The 19,324-nt window shown below is 40.9% G+C and carries 26 protein-coding genes; all 26 read left to right on the top strand.

Annotated elements, in window-relative coordinates; all coding sequences use genetic code 11:
- Positions 1–16 precede the first annotated feature (16 nt).
- The 26 genes from AACV00_RS09130 to AACV00_RS09005 all read left to right on the top strand — a co-directional run bounded on the left by AACV00_RS09130 (position 17) and on the right by AACV00_RS09005 (position 19,286).
- On the top strand, positions 17–274 hold the full coding sequence (locus AACV00_RS09130; RefSeq protein WP_004250529.1) for a helix-turn-helix domain-containing protein: 258 nt from the start codon (positions 17–19) through the stop codon (positions 272–274).
- A gap of 40 nt (positions 275–314) precedes the next feature.
- On the top strand, positions 315–770 hold the full coding sequence (locus AACV00_RS09125) for a toxin YdaT family protein (RefSeq protein ID WP_004250531.1): 456 nt from the start codon (positions 315–317) through the stop codon (positions 768–770).
- 17 nt (positions 771–787) lie between these two features.
- Entirely contained in the window at positions 788–1,012 is a 225-nt protein-coding gene (locus tag AACV00_RS09120) for a hypothetical protein (protein WP_004250533.1), read from the top strand.
- Position 1,013: 1 nt separating this feature from the next.
- Positions 1,014–1,865 (top strand): helix-turn-helix domain-containing protein, encoded by an 852-nt coding sequence (locus tag AACV00_RS09115; protein ID WP_036895394.1) that lies wholly within the window; start codon positions 1,014–1,016, stop codon positions 1,863–1,865.
- Entirely contained in the window at positions 1,858–2,451 is a 594-nt protein-coding gene (locus AACV00_RS09110; RefSeq protein WP_006533543.1) for an ATP-binding protein, read from the top strand. Before AACV00_RS09115 ends, AACV00_RS09110 begins: the two co-directional genes overlap by 8 nt.
- Positions 2,444–3,817 carry a replicative DNA helicase gene (locus tag AACV00_RS09105; RefSeq protein WP_004250539.1) on the top strand — a complete coding sequence of 458 codons (1,374 nt, stop codon included), beginning with the start codon at positions 2,444–2,446 and terminating at the stop codon, positions 3,815–3,817. Before AACV00_RS09110 ends, AACV00_RS09105 begins: the two co-directional genes overlap by 8 nt.
- 19 nt (positions 3,818–3,836) lie before the next feature.
- The gene (locus AACV00_RS09100; RefSeq protein ID WP_049213710.1) at positions 3,837–4,013 is read left to right on the top strand and encodes a hypothetical protein; all 177 of its coding nucleotides are present in this window, start codon (positions 3,837–3,839) and stop codon (positions 4,011–4,013) included.
- Between the two features lie 2 nt (positions 4,014–4,015).
- A complete protein-coding gene (locus AACV00_RS09095; RefSeq protein ID WP_134736508.1) occupies positions 4,016–4,249 on the top strand; it encodes a hypothetical protein in 234 nt (77 codons plus the stop codon).
- 3 nt (positions 4,250–4,252) lie between these two features.
- Positions 4,253–4,591, top strand: coding sequence for a hypothetical protein (locus AACV00_RS09090; RefSeq protein ID WP_087726625.1), 339 nt, complete (start codon positions 4,253–4,255; stop codon positions 4,589–4,591).
- A gap of 115 nt (positions 4,592–4,706) precedes the next feature.
- Positions 4,707–5,342, top strand: a complete 636-nt coding sequence (locus AACV00_RS09085; protein WP_087726624.1) for a hypothetical protein — start codon at positions 4,707–4,709, stop codon at positions 5,340–5,342.
- Positions 5,329–6,432, top strand: coding sequence for an ImmA/IrrE family metallo-endopeptidase (locus AACV00_RS09080; protein WP_161680257.1), 1,104 nt, complete (start codon positions 5,329–5,331; stop codon positions 6,430–6,432). Before AACV00_RS09085 ends, AACV00_RS09080 begins: the two co-directional genes overlap by 14 nt.
- A 71-nt stretch (positions 6,433–6,503) precedes the next feature.
- Complete coding sequence (locus tag AACV00_RS09075) at positions 6,504–7,097, top strand: DUF1367 family protein (protein ID WP_087726622.1); 594 nt, start codon at positions 6,504–6,506, stop codon at positions 7,095–7,097.
- A gap of 11 nt (positions 7,098–7,108) precedes the next feature.
- On the top strand, positions 7,109–7,420 hold the full coding sequence (locus tag AACV00_RS09070) for a Ref family recombination enhancement nuclease (RefSeq protein ID WP_087726621.1): 312 nt from the start codon (positions 7,109–7,111) through the stop codon (positions 7,418–7,420).
- Complete coding sequence (locus tag AACV00_RS09065) at positions 7,408–7,941, top strand: antiterminator Q family protein (RefSeq protein ID WP_087726620.1); 534 nt, start codon at positions 7,408–7,410, stop codon at positions 7,939–7,941. Before AACV00_RS09070 ends, AACV00_RS09065 begins: the two co-directional genes overlap by 13 nt.
- 162 nt (positions 7,942–8,103) lie before the next feature.
- On the top strand, positions 8,104–8,301 hold the full coding sequence (locus AACV00_RS09060; protein WP_087726619.1) for a TrmB family transcriptional regulator: 198 nt from the start codon (positions 8,104–8,106) through the stop codon (positions 8,299–8,301).
- Between the two features lie 142 nt (positions 8,302–8,443).
- Positions 8,444–9,490 carry a DNA-methyltransferase gene (locus AACV00_RS09055; protein WP_184865627.1) on the top strand — a complete coding sequence of 349 codons (1,047 nt, stop codon included), beginning with the start codon at positions 8,444–8,446 and terminating at the stop codon, positions 9,488–9,490.
- Between the two features lie 270 nt (positions 9,491–9,760).
- A complete protein-coding gene (locus tag AACV00_RS09050; RefSeq protein WP_004250558.1) occupies positions 9,761–10,030 on the top strand; it encodes a hypothetical protein in 270 nt (89 codons plus the stop codon).
- Positions 10,030–10,500, top strand: a complete 471-nt coding sequence (locus tag AACV00_RS09045) for a lysozyme (protein ID WP_004250560.1) — start codon at positions 10,030–10,032, stop codon at positions 10,498–10,500. The genes AACV00_RS09050 and AACV00_RS09045 overlap by 1 nt, the downstream gene beginning before the upstream one ends.
- A 142-nt stretch (positions 10,501–10,642) precedes the next feature.
- Positions 10,643–11,104, top strand: coding sequence for a lysis protein (locus AACV00_RS09040; RefSeq protein ID WP_004250565.1), 462 nt, complete (start codon positions 10,643–10,645; stop codon positions 11,102–11,104).
- 489 nt (positions 11,105–11,593) lie between these two features.
- On the top strand, positions 11,594–12,613 hold the full coding sequence (locus tag AACV00_RS09035) for a terminase small subunit (protein ID WP_110144465.1): 1,020 nt from the start codon (positions 11,594–11,596) through the stop codon (positions 12,611–12,613).
- Positions 12,614–12,811: 198 nt separating this feature from the next.
- Positions 12,812–14,209 carry a phage terminase large subunit gene (gene terL, locus AACV00_RS09030; protein ID WP_109023904.1) on the top strand — a complete coding sequence of 466 codons (1,398 nt, stop codon included), beginning with the start codon at positions 12,812–12,814 and terminating at the stop codon, positions 14,207–14,209.
- Between the two features lie 3 nt (positions 14,210–14,212).
- Entirely contained in the window at positions 14,213–15,715 is a 1,503-nt protein-coding gene (locus tag AACV00_RS09025) for a phage portal protein (protein ID WP_088206688.1), read from the top strand.
- A gap of 37 nt (positions 15,716–15,752) precedes the next feature.
- Positions 15,753–16,466, top strand: coding sequence for a phage head morphogenesis protein (locus tag AACV00_RS09020; protein ID WP_049197370.1), 714 nt, complete (start codon positions 15,753–15,755; stop codon positions 16,464–16,466).
- On the top strand, positions 16,463–17,722 hold the full coding sequence (locus AACV00_RS09015; RefSeq protein ID WP_087726615.1) for a DUF2213 domain-containing protein: 1,260 nt from the start codon (positions 16,463–16,465) through the stop codon (positions 17,720–17,722). Before AACV00_RS09020 ends, AACV00_RS09015 begins: the two co-directional genes overlap by 4 nt.
- Positions 17,722–18,219 (top strand): structural cement protein Gp24, encoded by a 498-nt coding sequence (locus AACV00_RS09010; RefSeq protein WP_049209851.1) that lies wholly within the window; start codon positions 17,722–17,724, stop codon positions 18,217–18,219. The genes AACV00_RS09015 and AACV00_RS09010 overlap by 1 nt, the downstream gene beginning before the upstream one ends.
- Positions 18,219–19,286: a major capsid family protein gene (locus AACV00_RS09005; RefSeq protein WP_004250578.1), complete on the top strand. Its 1,068-nt coding sequence runs from the start codon at positions 18,219–18,221 to the stop codon at positions 19,284–19,286. Before AACV00_RS09010 ends, AACV00_RS09005 begins: the two co-directional genes overlap by 1 nt.
- The last annotated feature ends 38 nt before the right edge of the window (positions 19,287–19,324 follow it).

Here is a 19,324-nt window from a genome sequence, read left to right as displayed (position 1 = left end):
TAAGCTGGAGGAAAACATGAAATTAGATCTGTATTTAAAAAAACAAAAAATCAGCCAAACTGAATTTGGGAAAACGGTTGGAGTAACTCAAGGGTTTATTAGTCAAGTTATTGCTGGTAGCTACTACCCTAAAGGTCGAAAAGCTATCGAATGGTCAGCAAAAACCAATTGGTTAGTAACTCCACATGATCTTAATCCAGTTGATTATCCAAATCCTTGGGATGGCTTGCCAAAAGGAGTATTCAGTATTACAGGTATCAAATTAAAAAACTGATTATGCATAATCAATTTTTCTAGCGACAGGAGACGCAAAAATGAATTTTGATATCAACATTATCAGAGCTGAAATTGAAGATTGGGCGGTAGAACAAGGGCAAGAACATGTTGCCATTGAGATTAGCCGAGCTTACTTACGATTAGTGGTTAATCAAGAACATGGTCGATTATATGCCATTGAGGATCAAACTGGTAAGGCAGACTGGAAAGCAATCAATAATAACCGGCAACAGATATTCCGTTGGTTACGTGGTGATTCTCGCGCATCTCAAAGAAAAATTGCTGAGTTAATGCCAGCGATTGAAATGGCTCTACCAGCTGCGAGGTTAGCTCGAGTACGCGGAGATACCAAAAACTATTTAGCAACTGTAGCCATTCAGCGTTTTGCTGATGCTATGACTGAAATCTTATTAGAGGGTCGTGACATGTCACACCAAATAAACAATGTAGTACGTGCACTAAATGAGATATCACGCCCGACCAGCGTGCATTAATTCAAGAGGCAAGACCAATGATTAGATCAACTGAAAAAATCACATACCGCAATGGGTTTATGCTGAATGATAAACCTGCTCATATCTCAGATATCCAACATATTTTTGATGGTAGACGAGTTATTGCGTTGTTAATTTGGGAGCAGTATGAGCGAGAAAAACAAAAATTACTGTCAAAAAATTTAACCCCTGAGCAGTACCAAAATGCTTGCCGTAATATAGCTAAAGCACTGGGGGTGTGAAATGAGTAATAAATTAACCGGCTATGTGTGGGATGCATGTGCTGTTTCAGGTGTTAAGGGTACCAAGTTAATGATCATGGTACGCCTAGCCGATTATTCGAGCGATGAAGGGGTTGCTTATCCGAGTGTTGAAACCATCAGTCGTCAAATTGGTGCGGGAATTAGCACAATTCGCAATGCATGTAATGAACTTGAGCGTGATGGTTGGTTAGTTAAAAAGCAACGTAGAAATGGCAATCGTAATGCTTCAAATTTATATTTTTTAAATGTCGATAAATTGGAAAAAATCGCATTAGAAGAGAACGCCAAATTAAGAAAACAACGTGAAAGGCTATCAAATTTTCACCGTCCAGATTCTGACCGTTCAGATTCTGACCGTACAGAAAACAGTAAAAATGTACGTTTTGACCCTCCAGAATCTGGCGTTCAAGGTGGTTTTCACCCTCCAGAATCTGGAGGCGATCCACAAGTAAATTCAAAACATGATCCACAAGTAAATTCAAAACATGATCCACAAGAATTACTCGAGGGGAAAAAATCGAAAAATAAATTCGATCCGAAATTGGCTAAACCGTCAAATGTGAGTGATGAGGTTTGGCAGGATTGGATTAACTTCAGGAAAGAAATTAAAAAACCGCTGACAGAAACCATGTGCAAGCAACAAGCAAAAAAATTATCGCTTTGCACCGATGCCAACGCTGTGATTTGTAATTCAATTGCCAATGGTTGGCAGGGGCTCTTTCCTGAAAGATCCGTAGTACAAACTCAAAAAGTAAATTCTCACACTGGGTTTAGCGAAAAAGATTACCAGTCTCAAGATCCGCATTGGTTTGTGGGAGGTGGAAATGTCTGAACAAAATTTACTAACTGCGGTGAATATTCCACCTCGCTTTGCTAATGCGACATTTGAATCATTTGTAGCCTCAACGCCAACAGCAAAACATAATTTAAAAATTTGTCAGCAGTACGTTGAAACTTGGGGTGACCGAAAAAACGCAGGAGAGGGGCTTGTACTGTGTGGAACACCCGGAACTGGTAAAACACACCTTGCAGTATCAATCGCCCGTCAGATTGCCGGAGAATTGCAAGAAACGGTATTCATTACCACAGCCTCACGTATCATTCGCGCTTTTCGAAGAACATGGGCTGGAAATTCAGAATTCAGTGAACTTGATGTACTTGAAAAATATTGCACGCCTGATTTGTTAATTATTGATGAAATTGGTGTCCAGTATGGCACTGATTCTGAACGTAATATCCTATTTGAGGTGATTAATGATCGCTACGAAGATTTGTTACCTACGATTTTGGTAAGCAACCTACCTGTTGTTGACTTACAAAAAATGCTCGGTGAACGAGTTGTGGACAGATTATTACAGGGGGGAACGGTATTAACGTTTAACTGGCCAACATATCGTAGAGGTAATCATCATGCATGAAAAAGAATTAGAACATGCGGTGATTAGTGGTTTGTTAGCTGGTGGTGCTAGTCAAGATGCATATGAGGTATTAGCCACATTACCTGAAGAAGCCTTTAGTTCTAGATATTTTCGTAATGTCTACAAAGAAATTAAAAAACAAGCGCTAGCAAGTTCTTTAATAGATCCCTTTTTTATTGCTGATGCGCTAGGTGAAAAAGGCGATTTAGCAAATTTACTTGAGCTATCTAAAACACCTATTTGGACAGCAAATTTAAAAGGCTATGCCTCAAAAGTTTATAGTTATTATCGTGTTAGAGAAGTAATTCAATTAATTTCCAAGTATCAAAATGATATTACTACTGCAAATAATCATGAACAAGCTGAAGAATTTATTCATCAATTTGCAACCCAAATTGGCCAGCTGACAATTGGTAATCAGAACCTACTTCCTGTGCATTTAAATACACTACTTGAAGGATATGTAGATGTTTTAGAACGCAGAAACAAAGGGGAAGATGCTGTTGGGATGATAAAAAGTGGTATTGAAGCTTTAGATGACAAAATTGGAGGCTTTAATCCAACAGACTTAGTTTTTATTGGCGGTCGTCCGGGGATGGGAAAAACAGAGCTTGCACTAACGATGACTGAGGGAATGACCAGAGATGGAGGCGGTGCATTATTCTTCTCGATGGAAATGTCCAATCAGCAAATTACTGAGCGTCTAGTTGCAGGTTCTGCTCAACTACCAATATCAACATTGAGACATCGTGGGCGATTGGATGATGAAGGATGGGGGCGTTTAAGTTCAGCACTAGGCCATTTAATGGATAGAGATATTCATATCATCGATGCGAGTAATCTAACTATTGAACAAATATGTGCAATCAGTGAAAACCACAAACGTAAATATCCAAATTTGAAAGGAATTTTTGTTGATTATTTAGGGTTAATTAAAAAACCTAAAGCAGAACGTAATGATTTAGCAATTGCGAAAATATCTGCATCTTTAAAAGGATTAGCAAAGAGGTTACACACGCCAACTATTGCGTTAAGCCAGCTATCTCGTGATGTTGATAAAAGACCTATTAATCAACGCCGTCCTGTTTCTGCTGATTTACGCGATTCTGGTAGCTTAGAGCAAGACGCTGACTTAATTTTATTTACCTATAGGGAGGCCGTATATAACCCCAATAGCCCTGCGAAAAATTATGCCGAGATCATTATTGATAAATTTAGACACGGAGAAACCGGCACAGTCTATCAAGAATTTAAGAATGGCCACTATCTGCCTACCGACCAAATTACAGCGTCAGAAGTGTCCAAAATGCAACAACAATCACAGCAAAACGATAAAAGACGTCGTTACGCAGAAAAAGCATTTTAGTTAAAACAGAGGCAAGACCATGACAATTAAAGACTCTCTTACTCACGAATCTCTCGTTCGTGATAATCACCCTATATTACCCGACGATGGGTTAGACCATACACAGTGTCATATTGACCGTCTCCATGCGTCAGCAAGAGCGAGAACAAAAGCACCTTATCAACCTAAGGTTAAACCACAAAAAACGACGAGGTAATTATGTCTAGGCGTTCTTATTTGCCTGATGATTTACCTCACAACCGAGCTTTGTGGCCAGAAGAATATCGCGAGTTAGAACAGCTTGATTTATTAGCTAGTCGATTAATTAGACAGCTTAACAATCAAAAAATACATAGAACGCGAGTGCTGGTGGAAATTGAAAAGTCGCCTGAGGTACATCGGGAGTTTTTTAGAGATAGGTTGAATTATTGGCGTGAGGTAATGAGGGTATAAGTAATGGCAAAAACAGTAGCAGAACGTAAAGCAGAACAACGTAAACGGCAGAAAGAATTAGGTGTAACCAAAATTGAATTACTTGTAGATAATCAAGAATTGGAAATGTTAAAGCGTAATTGTGTATTACGCATGCCTGGTCGAGAACCGTATGACGTTGTTGAATACTTACAAATGCTTATTCGTAAAGATGATGCTGAGTATAAAAGGCAAGCCGAGAAGTTATCTAAGCAAAAGTGTAAACGATGTGGTGAGCAATTACCTGTTCAACAATGCTGTTTGTCTGGTGATTCACAATGTTGGGTAACCAAAGGATATCATGAGGTAAAATTGAGTATATAAATACATTAAGAATACTGGTTGTCAAATGTTAATATACCCGAAGTTTTTTGGTTGACAAAAACACGAAAATGCGAAAATATATATCTGACATTTCACAATATAGGATTTAATACGAATGGAAGATAGAAGTCTTGCCCCTTGTTGGGATATTCAACCCTCTTTAGAAGAAAAACCAGTTACTTATTTATTGAAATCTATTGCTGGTGTACTAACTGAATTGCCTAAACATGAACATAAATTAGATTGTAATTGGATCAATGGTGTTCGTGCTTATGGGTGGGTCAAAAATCATATTCAAGATACTGCAGAAGAAGGCATTATACCAGAATTAAAAATGGTATATGACAAACTGGATTTTGTCTTTGCAATTAATAATATACCGATTCAGTTTTCAAAGGATTGTATTAGTGAACCAAAGAAAAAACATCGTTTAGTTCGAAATAAAGCAGAATTTAAACAATTAACATTATTTGGTGGTGATGATTCAGAAGCTGAAGAAGATCTCATTTGGCGTGTTCTTGCTGAGCCATTTTATATTGAAGATACGGATGATTATCCTCAGTGGGATGTAGCTTTAGTTGGGATTAATCAATATGGCGCATGTATTAGTGAGATTAGATACCATGAGGCAGTTTCTGTTCCATTAATGGATAATTCAGAAGCGAGACCTGAAGCGACTGACATTAGTGATGCACCACTTAAACGTCGTAACGCACCAGATGAAACTGTGAAAAAAGATGGAACTGTTTGATTTTAAATCAGGCTATAGAGGGGATAAGTTACGTCTTGCTAGGATGGCGAGGGGGTTGTCGTGTGAAGAGTTAGCGACAGCTTTAGGTAAAAGTAAACAATATATTAGTAAATTAGAGAAAGGATTTAAACCATCAGAAGAGCTAACTGATGAGATTGCAAGGCATTTGAATATATTGCCTAATTTTCTATTTAGTGAGCGTAGCTACCCAATAGAAGATGAACAATGTCATTTTAGAAGTAAAAAATCGAGAACTAAAACTTTAACTAATAGCATATTAGCTAGGGCTGAAATCTTGAGTTCTTTATTATCTGCTCTTGAAGATGAAATTGAATATCCTGAACTAAATATTCCGGATATTTCAGATCGAGCAATGAGTACATTAGATGATATTGAACGAATAGCTGAGAGTTGTCGTCGTTATTGGGGGATTGGTTTAGGACCAATAACATCTATGGTTAAATTCGTTGAGAATTTAGGCATTATTATCGCACATGTGTCCGATGTTGATGACAGAGTTGATGCTTTTACTGTAAATAGTAAGAGGCCAATAATAATTCGTAACGATGCTAAAAGTTCTGTATGTCGATTTAGATCCGATGTTGGACATGAATTGGGTCATATTGTTTTACACGATGGAATTATTACTGGAGATAACTTAACTGAGAGTCAAGCAAATCAGTTTTCTAGTGCTTTTATGGTTCCAAGAGTTTCTTTCATGAAAGAATTTCCTAAAATGAAAGGGCGTTATTTAGATTGGAGTGCTTTAGTTGAGTTTAAATTACGCTGGAGAGTAAGCCTAAGAATGATAATTTATAGAGCTTCAGCTTTAGGGTTAATTACAAAAGACCAAGCAAGACAAGGATATATGTATCTTAATACAAAAGGATATACTGCAATTGAGCCTGGAGATAATTCTATCCAAGTTGAAGAACCAACATTACTTACTAGAAGTATTGAAATGTTAGACGACCTATCATGGAATAACATTCTTGTTAAAACAGGGATTACAAGAGAGTTAGTACGAGAATTGTTTTGTGTTAATAAACCAATTAGCGATAAAACTTCTTTTATTTATTCGGTTAGCTAATTCCTATATAATCATACCATTGGTCTGAACACCCAATCCTAAATATTTGCTGTGTCAACTGAGAGTCAAGTATGGCACAGCATAGCTTTATCAAAATGTCTAACGATACTCTTGTACCAGCTAACCCTGTTACGAGAGATTTTCTGCATTCAAAAATCAAGTGTGGCGATGTGCTTTCAGCGAATTTTAAGAAAGCTCGTAACCCTCGATTTCATCGTAAATACTTCGCATTACTCAACTTAGGCTATGAATATTGGGAACCAGTTGGCGGTACCATTTCACCTGAAGAAAAAGAGCTTGTGCGTGGTTACATCACATTCCTTTCATATTACACGGATAATGCTGACGCGCTCTTATCCGCATCCGATATCTATCTAGAAGACGTTGCACAAAAACGTGCGCAAAATATCTCAGCAACAAAGTCATTTGATGCTTTTCGCTATTGGGTTGTAGAACAAGCCGGTTATTACGACACGTTTGAAATGCCAGACGGTAGTTTACGTCGTGTCGCTAAATCAATTAGTTTTGCAAATATGGATGACCTAGCATTTAGCGAACTCTACAAAGCCACACTCGATGTGCTTTGGAATTTTATCCTTCGTAAGCAATTCCCCACTCAAAAAGCTGTAGAAAATACAGTATCTCAATTATTAAGTTTCACATAGAGGCAAGACCAATGATCAAATCAAAGACCAAAGAAGAAAGACAGTGGCTATCAGATGTAGCCGAGCTGGGTTGTATTTGTTGTCGCAATATGGGGTTTGGAGCCAGTTTAGCGGAAATTCATCATGTTAGAACGGGGCAGGGAATGGCACAACGGGCTAGTCATACAGATGTTTTACCACTATGCCCTCCACATCATAGGGCATGTTATGAAACCGGCTTTCATGCATCACCTAAATCATGGCAAGAAATTCATGGTAGCGAGATTGAGTTATTAGAACAGACTAAGCAAGAAGTAATGGAGTTACGAGCATGTCGAGTATAAAGAGTATATCTGATGGGTTAAAACTTGATGATGATCAGGTTGCATGGATCCAGCCTTGGTTATCAAAATTTGGAGCATGGGTATATTCAGGGAGGATAGAAAAAAGGCAAAGCAGTATTATTGCTGAATTTATGGCGACAGTAGAAAGGCGTGATTATCCTGAGCGAGAAATGTGTAATGACGATGACGGGATGTTGATCGCTAAAGTGGTCGATAAAATTTATCACATAGACAGAATAGCGTTTACGCTCTTATTACTGCGTTATGCCTTTGGTAGCTCAGATCGCGCTATTGCTCGTTATTACCACAATATAGCGAAACCGCGCCAAATGATTAGACGCAATAGAACGATAGAATATAGAAAACCTTCTATGTCTACATGTAGAAGAGAAATTGAGGACATAATTAGTTCAGCTGAATATTTAATTTACCCACATTTAAAAGATGCATTTAAAAAACGAGAAAAAGAGTGGAAAAGTAAAAATAATAGTAAGAACGTGTTGACTTCTTTGAGCCAATGATCCACTATTTAAGTATAAGTTGCCGTTTTTATACAGTGACCAACTAACCCAGCCTAAGCGCTGGGTTTTTTTGTATCTAAAACAGATAAGAGTTGCTGTTTCCTTTGTTCAGAGTTACATGTGTGTTCACGACCAATAACTGACCAAAGGTATTAAAATATCATGTTAAAACATAGTGATATGACAGAAGAGGCAAGACTTGTTTTTGAAGTTGTTCCGCACACGATGGAAGTTACAGCTGGCGAAGTTGCACAATTTACTTATTTAACTGAGCCACGTTGTCAATTGATATTAACGCAGTTGGCGATGGCGGGACTAATCAAAGAAAACATCAAAGAAAACACATTTCAAAATATCTAATACTGTGAAAATGGGCGACTGTAAAAGTGTTGGTAGCACCTTTACAGTCATTCACCCGTTCTGGTAGATCACGGACAAACTAAAGCCCACTGCTTATGTGCACAAAGCATAGTGAGCTTATCAAAAAAGGTTCTCCTGATCTATGAAAAATACTGTGAATTTAAACAGTGTGAATTTAGTCAATGATGACTCACTCAGCTATATAAAAACACTTCCCGATAATTGTATTGACTTAATCGCAACTGACCCGCCTTACTTTCAGGTGAAGTCTTGTAGTTGGGATAATCAGTGGGGAAACGTAACATCATATTTATCTTGGCTTGATGAAATGCTTGCGGAATTTTGGCGAGTATTAAAGCCTAACGGTAGCCTTTATATCTTTTGCGGTTCGAAACTAGCGTCAGATACAGAATTACTCGTTCGTGAAAGATTTAATATTCTAAGTCACATTATATGGGCTAAACCATCAGGACCTTGGCGCAGGGCATGTAAAGCTGATTTACGTAGTTTCTTTCCAAGCACTGAAAGAATTTTATTTGCTGAACATTATCAAAGTCCATACAAGGGCAAAAGTAGTGCTTATCTTCAGCAATGCAAAGCGCTTAAAGAAAATGTATTTAAGCCTTTAATTGAGTATTTTAAATCTGCACGTGAATCGTTAGGAATAACAGCAAAAGAAATAAAACAGGCCACAGGTAAACAAATGGCTTCACACTGGTTTAGTTACAGCCAATGGCAACTACCGAGTGAGTCTGACTACAAAAAACTGCAGGAGCTGTTTCATCGCGTAGCAAGTGAAAAGTTTAGTAGTAATCCTTTAAATCGTGATCATACTGATTTGATAGAGGTGCAGGCTTCTCTTAGTCGAGAGTACCAAGAGCTTGCTGAACAATATCAATTATTGCGCCGTCCTTTTTCTGTCACCGTTGATGTTCCTTACACCGATGTGTGGACGTATCCACCTGTGCAATATTACGCAGGTAAACATCCTTGTGAAAAACCAGCTGAAATGATGGAACACATTATTCGCTCAAGCAGTCGCGAAGGTGATCTGGTTGCTGATTTTTTTATGGGGTCGGGTGCAACACTAAAGTCCGCATTAAAGTTAAATCGTCGAGTTCTTGGAGTTGAACTTGAGAAAGAGCGATTTGAACAAACAAGAGAGGAAATAAATAACATGAAGTCATAAAGCGGATTAGCCGTATTTTACATGCTGATGTCATGATTCAGCCCCGAGTGTCTCCTAGTAAAGAGCCAGCTTTGCATCTGGTAAGGGTTAATAAGAAAAGAAGCACCGGTAACGAAGCATGAAAGCCAATCGTGCACTGGTTAGATCCCTCAGGGAGCAGAGCCGAACTGGGGTTATAAACTCAAGGGCATGAGCGTGGCCACTACGAGAGTGTGGTGAAATTTCATTTCCCATAACACAAACAACTCGGACACTCCGTAGGGGGTGTATATGCGCATGGACAAATTAACCAATGCTACCTACGGAACGGCTGGCTTAACTGCCTTTTTTGCAAGTCTCTCATTGTATGAATGGGGCTTTGTAATAGGGATGGGATTTAGCATGCTTCTTGGATTAGCAACTTATCTGATGACACGGAGAGAACAGCGAAAACGAACAGCATTATTTGCTGAATTGGTTCATCGAAATTGTTCTAGTGATCCGCGAGAAATCGAAAAAATAGTCGGTGAGATGCTGACTAAAGCTAAAAAGGACATCTAATGAACCTAAAACAAAAAGTGACAGCTGTTGCGAGTGCTGGCGCTGTAAGTATTGCACTAACAGTGATTGGCTATTTTGAGGGCGTGCGTTATGAACCTTACCGTGATGTTGCTGGAGTTCTGACGGTTTGTTATGGCCATACTGGAAACGACATCATTCAAGGTAAGACCTATACACAACAAGAGTGTGATGAATTACTGCAGAAAGACTTTATCAGGACGCAACAGCAAGTTGATATCCTGGTTAAAGTACCAGTCGATGATAAAACAAAAGCTTCTCTATATTCCTTTGCTTTTAATGTCGGTACCACGGCTTTTGCACGTTCTACATTGCTTAAGAAATTAAATGCTGGTGATCAGAATGGCGCTTGTGAAGAAATGAAAAGCTGGGTTTATGCTGGTGGAAAGGTGTGGCGAGGGTTGGTCAGTCGTAGAGAGGCGGAGTCAGCGTTATGCAATGGAAGTCTTTAATCATCATCGTCGGTTTTATTCTTACATTACTCATCTCGGTCGCTAGTGGCATTTATCTCTCAATTGATAATTCATGTATTAACGATAAAGCAAGCTTAGACAAACGCTGTCAGATTGCTCTCTCACATCATCGGTACTAATTATGAAACACTGGAAACTTTACATTGTCGTTGTGATGGTGGGGATTGTTGCTGGTGGTTGTGCGCTGATTAATGCACAAGCGAAAAGAATTAACACACTGACAGAAAACAACAAAGAACTGACTACCGCACTCGAAGAGCAGAAGGATATCAATATTGACTATCAAGCACGCATAGAGCGACTAAATCAACTTGATACAAGGCACACACAGGAGCTTGTTAATGCAAAGAATGAAATTAGTCGCTTGCGTGATATTAGTGAGCGTAATCCTGAACGGGTGTACATCCGAGCCAGTTGTCCGAAAGACGAAACCAATTCAACCTCCGGCATGGATGATGCAACCACCGCCAGACCTACTGACTCCGCTGTCAGAAATTATTGGCTACTCAGAGAGCGAATTGCAGAGTCAGAACAGATGATTAAAGGGTTGCAGGATTATATCAAACAAGAATGCATGGAATAAAAAAAGCCCAGCATGGGGGCTGGGCAATACTAGCAAGATATCAATTAAAGTGTAGCGATAGCTACTTAGTATAGCTTAAGTAGGTATATATACCAGATTGATTATTCCTATTTATCTCCCACTTAAATAAACAGCACAATATAAAAATAACCCTGTGAGTTTGATTTCACAGGGTGGCTGAATTTAAGCAAAAAATAAATACTCATTAATCATACTGCTATTTTTATTTCGTGCCAATAGAAGAAGGCGTAGCGTTGTCGCCGTCTCTTATGTTAGCCATGACCTGTTTTATTCTCAGCAGATAGCGCATAGTGAGAGTCAAAAACAATGAATACCGCCATTTTGTTATTTTTCGGTCATTATCAGCAACGTCAGCTGTAGGTAGAAGAAAGGGCGTGACAACCGGAGAGACGAGTACAATTCATAAGAGTCAATCACAAAGCCTATTTTAACGAATGGGCTTTTTAATAGGCTAAGGAGATAAACACAATGGCAAAACCGGATTGGGGGATGCTACAACAACAGTTCCTCGCCGAACATGCTATAACAGGAATATCCCCTAAAGAGTGGTGTGAATCGCAAGGACTGAAATACTCAACAGCACGACGATATATCAAAATATCCCGTGCGCAGAATGCGCAAAAAACTGCGCACAAGAAATTGCGCACTGCGCAGAAAAAAGAATGCGCAAAAGAGCCAATGTGCAAGAGTGATATACCCACTGCGCAGAGTAATGGATCAAGTAATGCGCATGATGATGAAAACACCTTTAGTCTGCGCAATTACGGGCTAACTGAACAACAGATTAAATTTGTTAGTGAATACCTTATCGACTTAAATCGAACAGGAGCATATAAGCGAGCCGGTTATAAAGGCGAAGGAAATACAGCTTATGTCAATGCTACTCGTATGCTAAGAAATGCTAAGGTTTCACGAGCAATCACTGACGCATTAGCAGAACGGGAACGCAGAACAGAGATAACCCAAGATGCCGTATTAAAAATATGGTGGGATATCGCAACGGCAGACGTTAACGAGCTGACCGAATATCGACGCTTATGTTGCCGTCATTGCTGGGGCTTTGGTTTCAATTACCAGTGGCGTGATTCAATAGAGTTTGAAGATGCTACTAAAAAAGCGCTCACAGCCAATAAACCGCCTCCACAAGATGTGGGTGGTTACGGTTACGATGAAACATTAGATCCAAATCCTGATTGCCCGCGCTGTAACGGTGCTGGTATTGGTCGTGCGTATTTTCATGATACACGTGATTTAACAGGGCCAGCTCGTCGAGTGTTTGCTGGTGTGAAAGAAGGGAAGTTTGGTGTTGAGGTGATTACTCGTAATCAAGATGAAGCGCTTAAGATGGTTGCACAGCATTTAGGTATGCTAAAGAACAAGACGGAATTAACGGGTGTCGATGGTGGTCCTATTCAAACAACAGGAATAGATTTAAGTCACTTAAGCTTCGAGCAACTTCTTCAATTGAGAAAAAAGGGTGAAAAGTAGTTCTATTTAACATAATGGTTCTAATGCGCCCTTTCACTTTTGCACTCAACTAAAAACACAACCAAAACCGCTAAAAGTAACAATCTTCTTTCTGTTTTAATGCTGTTTTATTGTTAATCAATTGTTATCAAAAACATGAAGATCATTTCGTGCCAATTACGGCATGAAAGGGTTATTTTTGTCACTTTAGGTATCTCTATGGATGTCAATTTCGACTTGTTTGATGAAGAAGTCAGGAGAGAGATAGCTAGACGTAGTTTGCACGAATTTATTCAGTATATAAACCCTGAATACATCACAAGCCATTTTTCTCAGACGGTATGTGATGCGCTCGACCAGTTCTTGATTGATATGATGGCAGGTAAGCGCCCTAAATTAATATTAGGGGCACCGCCACAACACGGTAAGTCTGATATTGTTTCTCGCTATCTTCCCGCTTATTTCTTTGGAAAATACCCTAACATGCGTGTGGGTGCGCTGTCTTATTCCTCAGATTTAGCCGGTGATATGAATACCGATGTTCAGCGCATTATGATGTCCGATGAATATCGCGTGCTATTTCCTAAAAGTTGGTTAGGCAATAAGCCTGAAAACGGCATTGCAGTTAAACGTAATTCTGACGAGTTCGGTATCGCTAATCACAAAGGCAGTTATGTTTGTGCCGGGGTAGGTGGCCCATTAACGGGTAAGAAAGTTGACCTCGGCATTATTGATGACCCGATAAAGAACTCGAAAGAGGCACTTAGCCCAACTGTTAAAAAATCAATTTGGAACTGGTACGTTTCGACCTTTAAGACCCGTTTATCAAAAAATAGCGGTGAAATTATCATGGCCACTCGATGGGCAACTGATGATTTGTCTGGTCAATTAAAAGAAAAAGCGCCTGAAACCAAGGTGCTTGCATTCCCTGCCATTAATGAGAAAGGAGAAGCGTTGGTACCAGAGTTACACCCAATCGACAAACTCCTTGAGACAAAAGCAATCCTCGGTGATTACTTTTGGTCTGCCATGTACCAACAATCACCTAAGCCCGGTGATGGTCAAATCTTCCACGAAGAATTTGCTCAGTACTATCTACCGAAAGACCTACCTGAAAAATTCGATAAGGTTATCCATAGTTGGGATATGACCTTTAAAGACAGTGACGGTACTGACTATGTGGTGGGGCAGGTATGGGGCAAGAAAGACGCAAACGCTTATCTACTGTATCAAATTCGAAAACGCATGAGTTTTACTGAAACCTTAAAGTCAGTGAAATGGTTAGCCGAAAAATTCCCTGAAGGACGACGTAAGCTGGTGGAAGACAAAGCCAATGGCCCTGCTGTTATTGATTCTCTCAAATCAACCGTATCAGGGCTAACACCTGTTGAGCCAGATGGTAGCAAAGTTGCTCGTGCTCATGCGTGTACTGCTGAGTGGGAAGCTGGCAACGTGTGGCTACCACACAAAAGCATTGCACCTTGGATTGTTGAAACAGTAGAAGAGATCACTACATTTCCGTTCTCTAGCAATGACGACACAGTAGATGCCATGACGCAAGCATTACGCGATTTATATCAGAAGAAAAAAGGTAGTTTCTTCACAACTAGGAGATGAACTATGTGGTGGCCGTTTAAGAGGCGAAAAACAGAACCACTCGCACCGGTTAAACGGTCAGCATTTACAACTGACTTATATCCTGCACTGGCGCGAGAACAGGGCTTTTATGGGATTAATTTACCCCAACCCACAATTGCAGGTGTTGCGATGGATAGCATTGATAGCTATGTGCCCTCATTTAAAGGTGAGCAGGTTTACGGTGTGCCTGAGTCACAGGCTTCATGGTATGCCTCACAAATGTTTATCGGCAACAATATGTGTGCGGTTATCGCTAAACACTGGCTGGTGGATAAAGCCTGCAATATGCCAGCTCGTGATGCGATACGTCAGGGATATGATATTGATTGTGATAACGATGATGATCGCGCTATCAGTAAAAAGCTCCGTAAACGTGATAAAAAATACCGTATTACACACCAACTGAAAGAGCTGGTTCATTTTGGGAGAGTATACGGCGGTCGCTTAGCATTATTCGTTGTGGAGACATCAAACCCGAAAGAGTGGTACGAAAACCCGTTTAATATCGATGGTGTGACTAAAGGGATGTATAAAGGTATTAAACAGATTGATCCACAATGGGTAACGGCCGATTTAACGGATTCCAATGTTCAAGATCCTGCCAGCATGGATTTCTACGAGCCGACCTATTATGTGATTGGTGGGCGTAAGTATCACAAGTCTCACTTTATTAAGTTTGTGCCGTTTCCTGTACCTAACGTGCTTAAGCCAATGTACAACTACTTTGGCGTATCAGTGCCAGAACGTATTTATGAGCGTGTCTACGCTTCAGAACGTACCGCCAATGAAGCACCACAACTGGCAATGACTAAGCGTTTGCTTACGATGGGGATTGCAGATCCAGAAAGCGCTGATAAGGATATTATTCGCGAAAATATGCTTTATTTTATGGAGATGCGCGATAACTATGGTGTGCAAATGACGGGCAGTGAAGATACGGTTCAACAGTTCGACACCTCATTAGCGGATTTAGACGCCACGATTATGACGCAATATCAGCTGGTGGCATCGGCTTCCAATGTACCGGCAACAAAGCTATTAGGCACTACACCGAAAGGCTTTAACTCAACGGGGGAATACGAAGAAGCCAATTACCGCGAAGAGCTTGAAAGTATCCAATCAAACGACCTTGAAGAGCTATTGCAGCGCCATTACGACATGCTAATGCGTAGCGATGGTTTACCTGTGACAGAAATCTCTATCACATGGGCGCCACTTGATAGCCCGACGGCTGTTGAGAGTGCGGATATTGAACTGAAAGAAGCGCAGACCGATGTGGCACTGGCTTCGACGGGTGCGATAGATGGGTTAGATATCCGTAAAAAACTGGCCAGCAATAAAGAGTCCAGCTATTACGGCATTGAAGTGAACGAGGCAGATTATGTCGAGGCGAATACGAGTACGAACGAAGCGAGCGCAATGGGCAATTTCGCGTCAAGCGGTCATGAAGGGGAAACCTCTGCAGTATTCAGTCGCCCCAGCTAGTCGTTATCAAGGTGACATGTCACGACTCATTAATGCAATGATTAAAGACTATGAAAAAGTGTTTAGTGAATTAAATGACGACTTTGAAGGTTTTACGATGGATGCCAGCTTTGCCAGTCAAACACGCATCTGGCTTAACCGGCTAAAACGCAAATGGGATAAGATTTTTAAACAAAAATCCACAGAGATTGCGGATAAATTTGTATCCCAAGTCGATATAGGCGCAAAGCGTAATTTAGATGATTCTCTCAAACAGTTGTCAGGGGGGATCACCATCAAAACCCCAGCCATGCCCGAAGCCCTGAAAGATAAAATTATTGCCTCTACAGCTGAAAACGTATCGTTAATTAAATCTATTCCACTGCAATTTCATCAACGTATTGAAAGTGTTGCATTACGTTCTATTAGCCAAGGTGGTGAAGGTGCAAAGACGCTATTAGAGGAAATTAGGCATACAGGCAGTGTGACTGAAAAAAGGGCGAATTTTATCGCTGTTGATCAAACACGAAAAATCACGACTGCAGTGAATTATGAGCGTATGAAATCTGCCGGTATTCGTAAGGCAGTTTGGCATCACTCGGCAGGTAGTGCCGAACCGCGTGAATTACATCTGCGTCTGGATGGTGAAGTGTTTGATTTAGATAACCCACCTGTGATTGATGAACGGACAGGTGAGCGTGGCTTGCCCGGACAATTACCAAACTGTAAGTGCTTCTGGACACCCGTAATAGATTTCGGTGAGGAGACATGACCAAACGACAATATGATTTAAACGGCTGGCTGGAAGTGAAAGATAACCCCATCTCTAAAGTTGGGGTTTTTGATTATTTAGGGTTTGAAATTGGCGCACCGATACCCGAAAAAATTTACAAGGTGTATCGCCCACAAGAAGAATTGGCCAGCACAGAGACAATTAATTCTTTCAAATTAATGCCCTTTGTTGATGAGCATGAAATGTTAGGGAAAGACGGTACACCCGCGGAGACAAAGGGGATACAAGGGGTCATCGGGGAGCGAGTCTATTTTGAATATCCCTACCTCAGAGGCAATATCAAAATCCTGTCTAATTCAGCGCTTAACCAAATTGAAGGAGGAAAAATTGAATTATCTCCGGGTTATCGCTGTGTTTACGATTTCACACCAGGCGAATTTAACGGTGAACGTTATGACGCCATACAACGGCATATTAGAGCCAACCATCTTGCGTTAGTTGATGAAGGTCGCACTGGCGCTGATGTTGCTGTGCAAGACCATTCCGTTATTACCATAGACACAAAGGAACTTATTCGCATGAACGAAGAAGAAAACAAAGAGAAGCAAACCACTGATGAAGGTGCCTTTACGCCCGAGCAATTGGAAGCGTTAAAAGCCATTATCAAGGAAGTCATCACCAGCACTCAACCTGCAACAGATAATGATCCAGAAGAAGAGAAAAAACCTTCAACTGATTCTGATCCTGACGAAGAGCAGAAAGCAGAAGAAGCAGTGGAAAAAGCCGAAATTGCCACAGAAGAGGCTGAATCTGGCGAACCTGAAGCAGTCGAGAAAGCCGAAGTCGCCATTGAAGAAGCTGTTGAAGCGATTGAAGAAGCCAAAGAGCATCTTGACCAAGCCACTACCGATGGACTTCATCGTCGTTTAAAACGCCTAAATCGTAGCATGACCGCCATGGACGAAATGGCATCGCTAAAACGTAAAATTAAGCGATTAGAAAAAGCCAAACCCGCAATGGATACGGGGGAGTTACTCAAACAAATCGGTGCGCGTGATTCGTTAGCGCATAAATTAACGCCATTTATTGGTGTGTTTGACCACTCAGCCATGACTCGACAACAAGTTGCCGAGTACGGTGTTGAAAAACTGGGTATTCAATGCAGTAAAGGTACAGAAGCCATTGCTCTTGATGCTTGGATGCAAGGGCGTGTGCCTGATTCTCAAAAGACCAGCTCAACAATGGACTCTGCAGTGAGCAATAAATCAATTATGGATAAATGGGGAGCTAAATAATGGCAATTCCTAAATCAGTAGCAAACGGCTTAATTTCTGGTGTTGTCGGTGAAATTAGTCATGCAGGTCCTATTCGCGCTGTTTCCGCCATTCTCAGTTCAGCAGATGAAAAGCTGAATATTTTCGGTCGCGCCTATACCTACAAAGATGATTCCGTGGAATCTGTTCAAGTTGGGGGAAAAGGGGCATTTGCGGGGATCATGATTAACCCTAAAGCCTATCGTATCGAAGAAGCATTCGCTCGTAACGGTACGCAAGGTGAATTCCTGACAATGGGGGAAGTTTTCGTTGAACTAAAAGAAGTGGCAGGAAAAATCAACGCACCGGTTGTTTTTGATGAAGCAGACGGTTCGCTATCTTCGAAAGCCACCATTAGTGCCGGTGATCGTGTTATTGGTTTTATCAGCCGACACCTTGAGTCAACAGAAAGTGCTCACTTGGGCATTATTCGTTTAACAGAAATCCCATATCCAGCATCTCCAAAGGAAGGTGAATAATGCCAGTCAGTAAAATTAAGTTTCACATGTCTGGTCGTGATGTCAAAAAACATGGCCAACTAAATATTAACCCTGATCAGAAATGGACATACGGGGAATTAGCGCAAATCGGCTTTGGTGGTTTTTCTGCGATGGACTCCGCGATCAGTGGTGGTGCAATGCAGGGGGGCTTAATTCAACGCGAAATGTTGCAACACGTTTTACCGGGTGTCATTCGTACTGCTACGCGCGTGCGTGTGTTAGATGAAATCACGGGTATCGTCAATGCGGGCGAATGGCATGATGAAGAGATCATTCTGAATGTGGCGACACCAACCGGTAAAGCCGAACTTTATGGTGATCATACCAATGTGCCATTAGCATCTTATGCGCAAGACCAAGAGCGCCGTGGTCTCGTCCGTTTCGAATTAGGTTTCCAAGTGGGGAAATTAGAAGAAGCGCGCCAATCGTCAGCAGGCTTTGTTGCGATGGAAGAAAAGCGCAATTCAGTGACTGAATCATTAGAGCAAGGGCGTGAGCGAGTGGGTTACTACGGGTTTAATAGCCCTGAAACGCGCGTCTTTGGTTTGATGAATGAGCCTAACTTACCCGCCTATGAAACCGCAAAAGGCAAATGGAAAGGCGGAACCTTTGCGGATATCACTGCCGATATTACTGATATGTTCTCGCGTATTGAAACGAGCTCTGGCGGTATTATTAAAGATGACACGCCAATCACCTTAACATTGCCGTTAGGTTTTCGTTCTGCACTGAATGTGGCTAATCCTGTCGCACGCGGTGAAACAGTCAAACAATGGATAAATGAAAACTATCCTAATATGCGTCTGGTTTTCTCTCCTGAATTTGTTGGCGCAAACGGTGGGGCTGATGTGGCCTATATGTTCGCAGATAGCATTGATGATGGTTCAACGGCAACCAGTGCGGTGATCCTTCAGGTGGTGCCTGTGAAATACCAGTTATTAGGTTCACTCAACCAAATTAAAGGGTATATGGAAGATGCAACCAATGCGACTGCAGGTGTATTTGTGACCCGTCCGTGGGCGGTGACACGCTTAACCGGCATTTAATCTTACCACTTCTCTTTTTGCGCCCTCATTTGAGGGCT

Source organism: Proteus sp. G3927, from assembly GCF_963894685.1.
Taxonomy (GTDB): Bacteria; Pseudomonadota; Gammaproteobacteria; order Enterobacterales; family Enterobacteriaceae; genus Proteus; species Proteus mirabilis.
The sequence above is the reverse complement of the archived record's forward strand: the minus strand, read 5'-3'. Positions and strand labels throughout refer to the sequence as shown.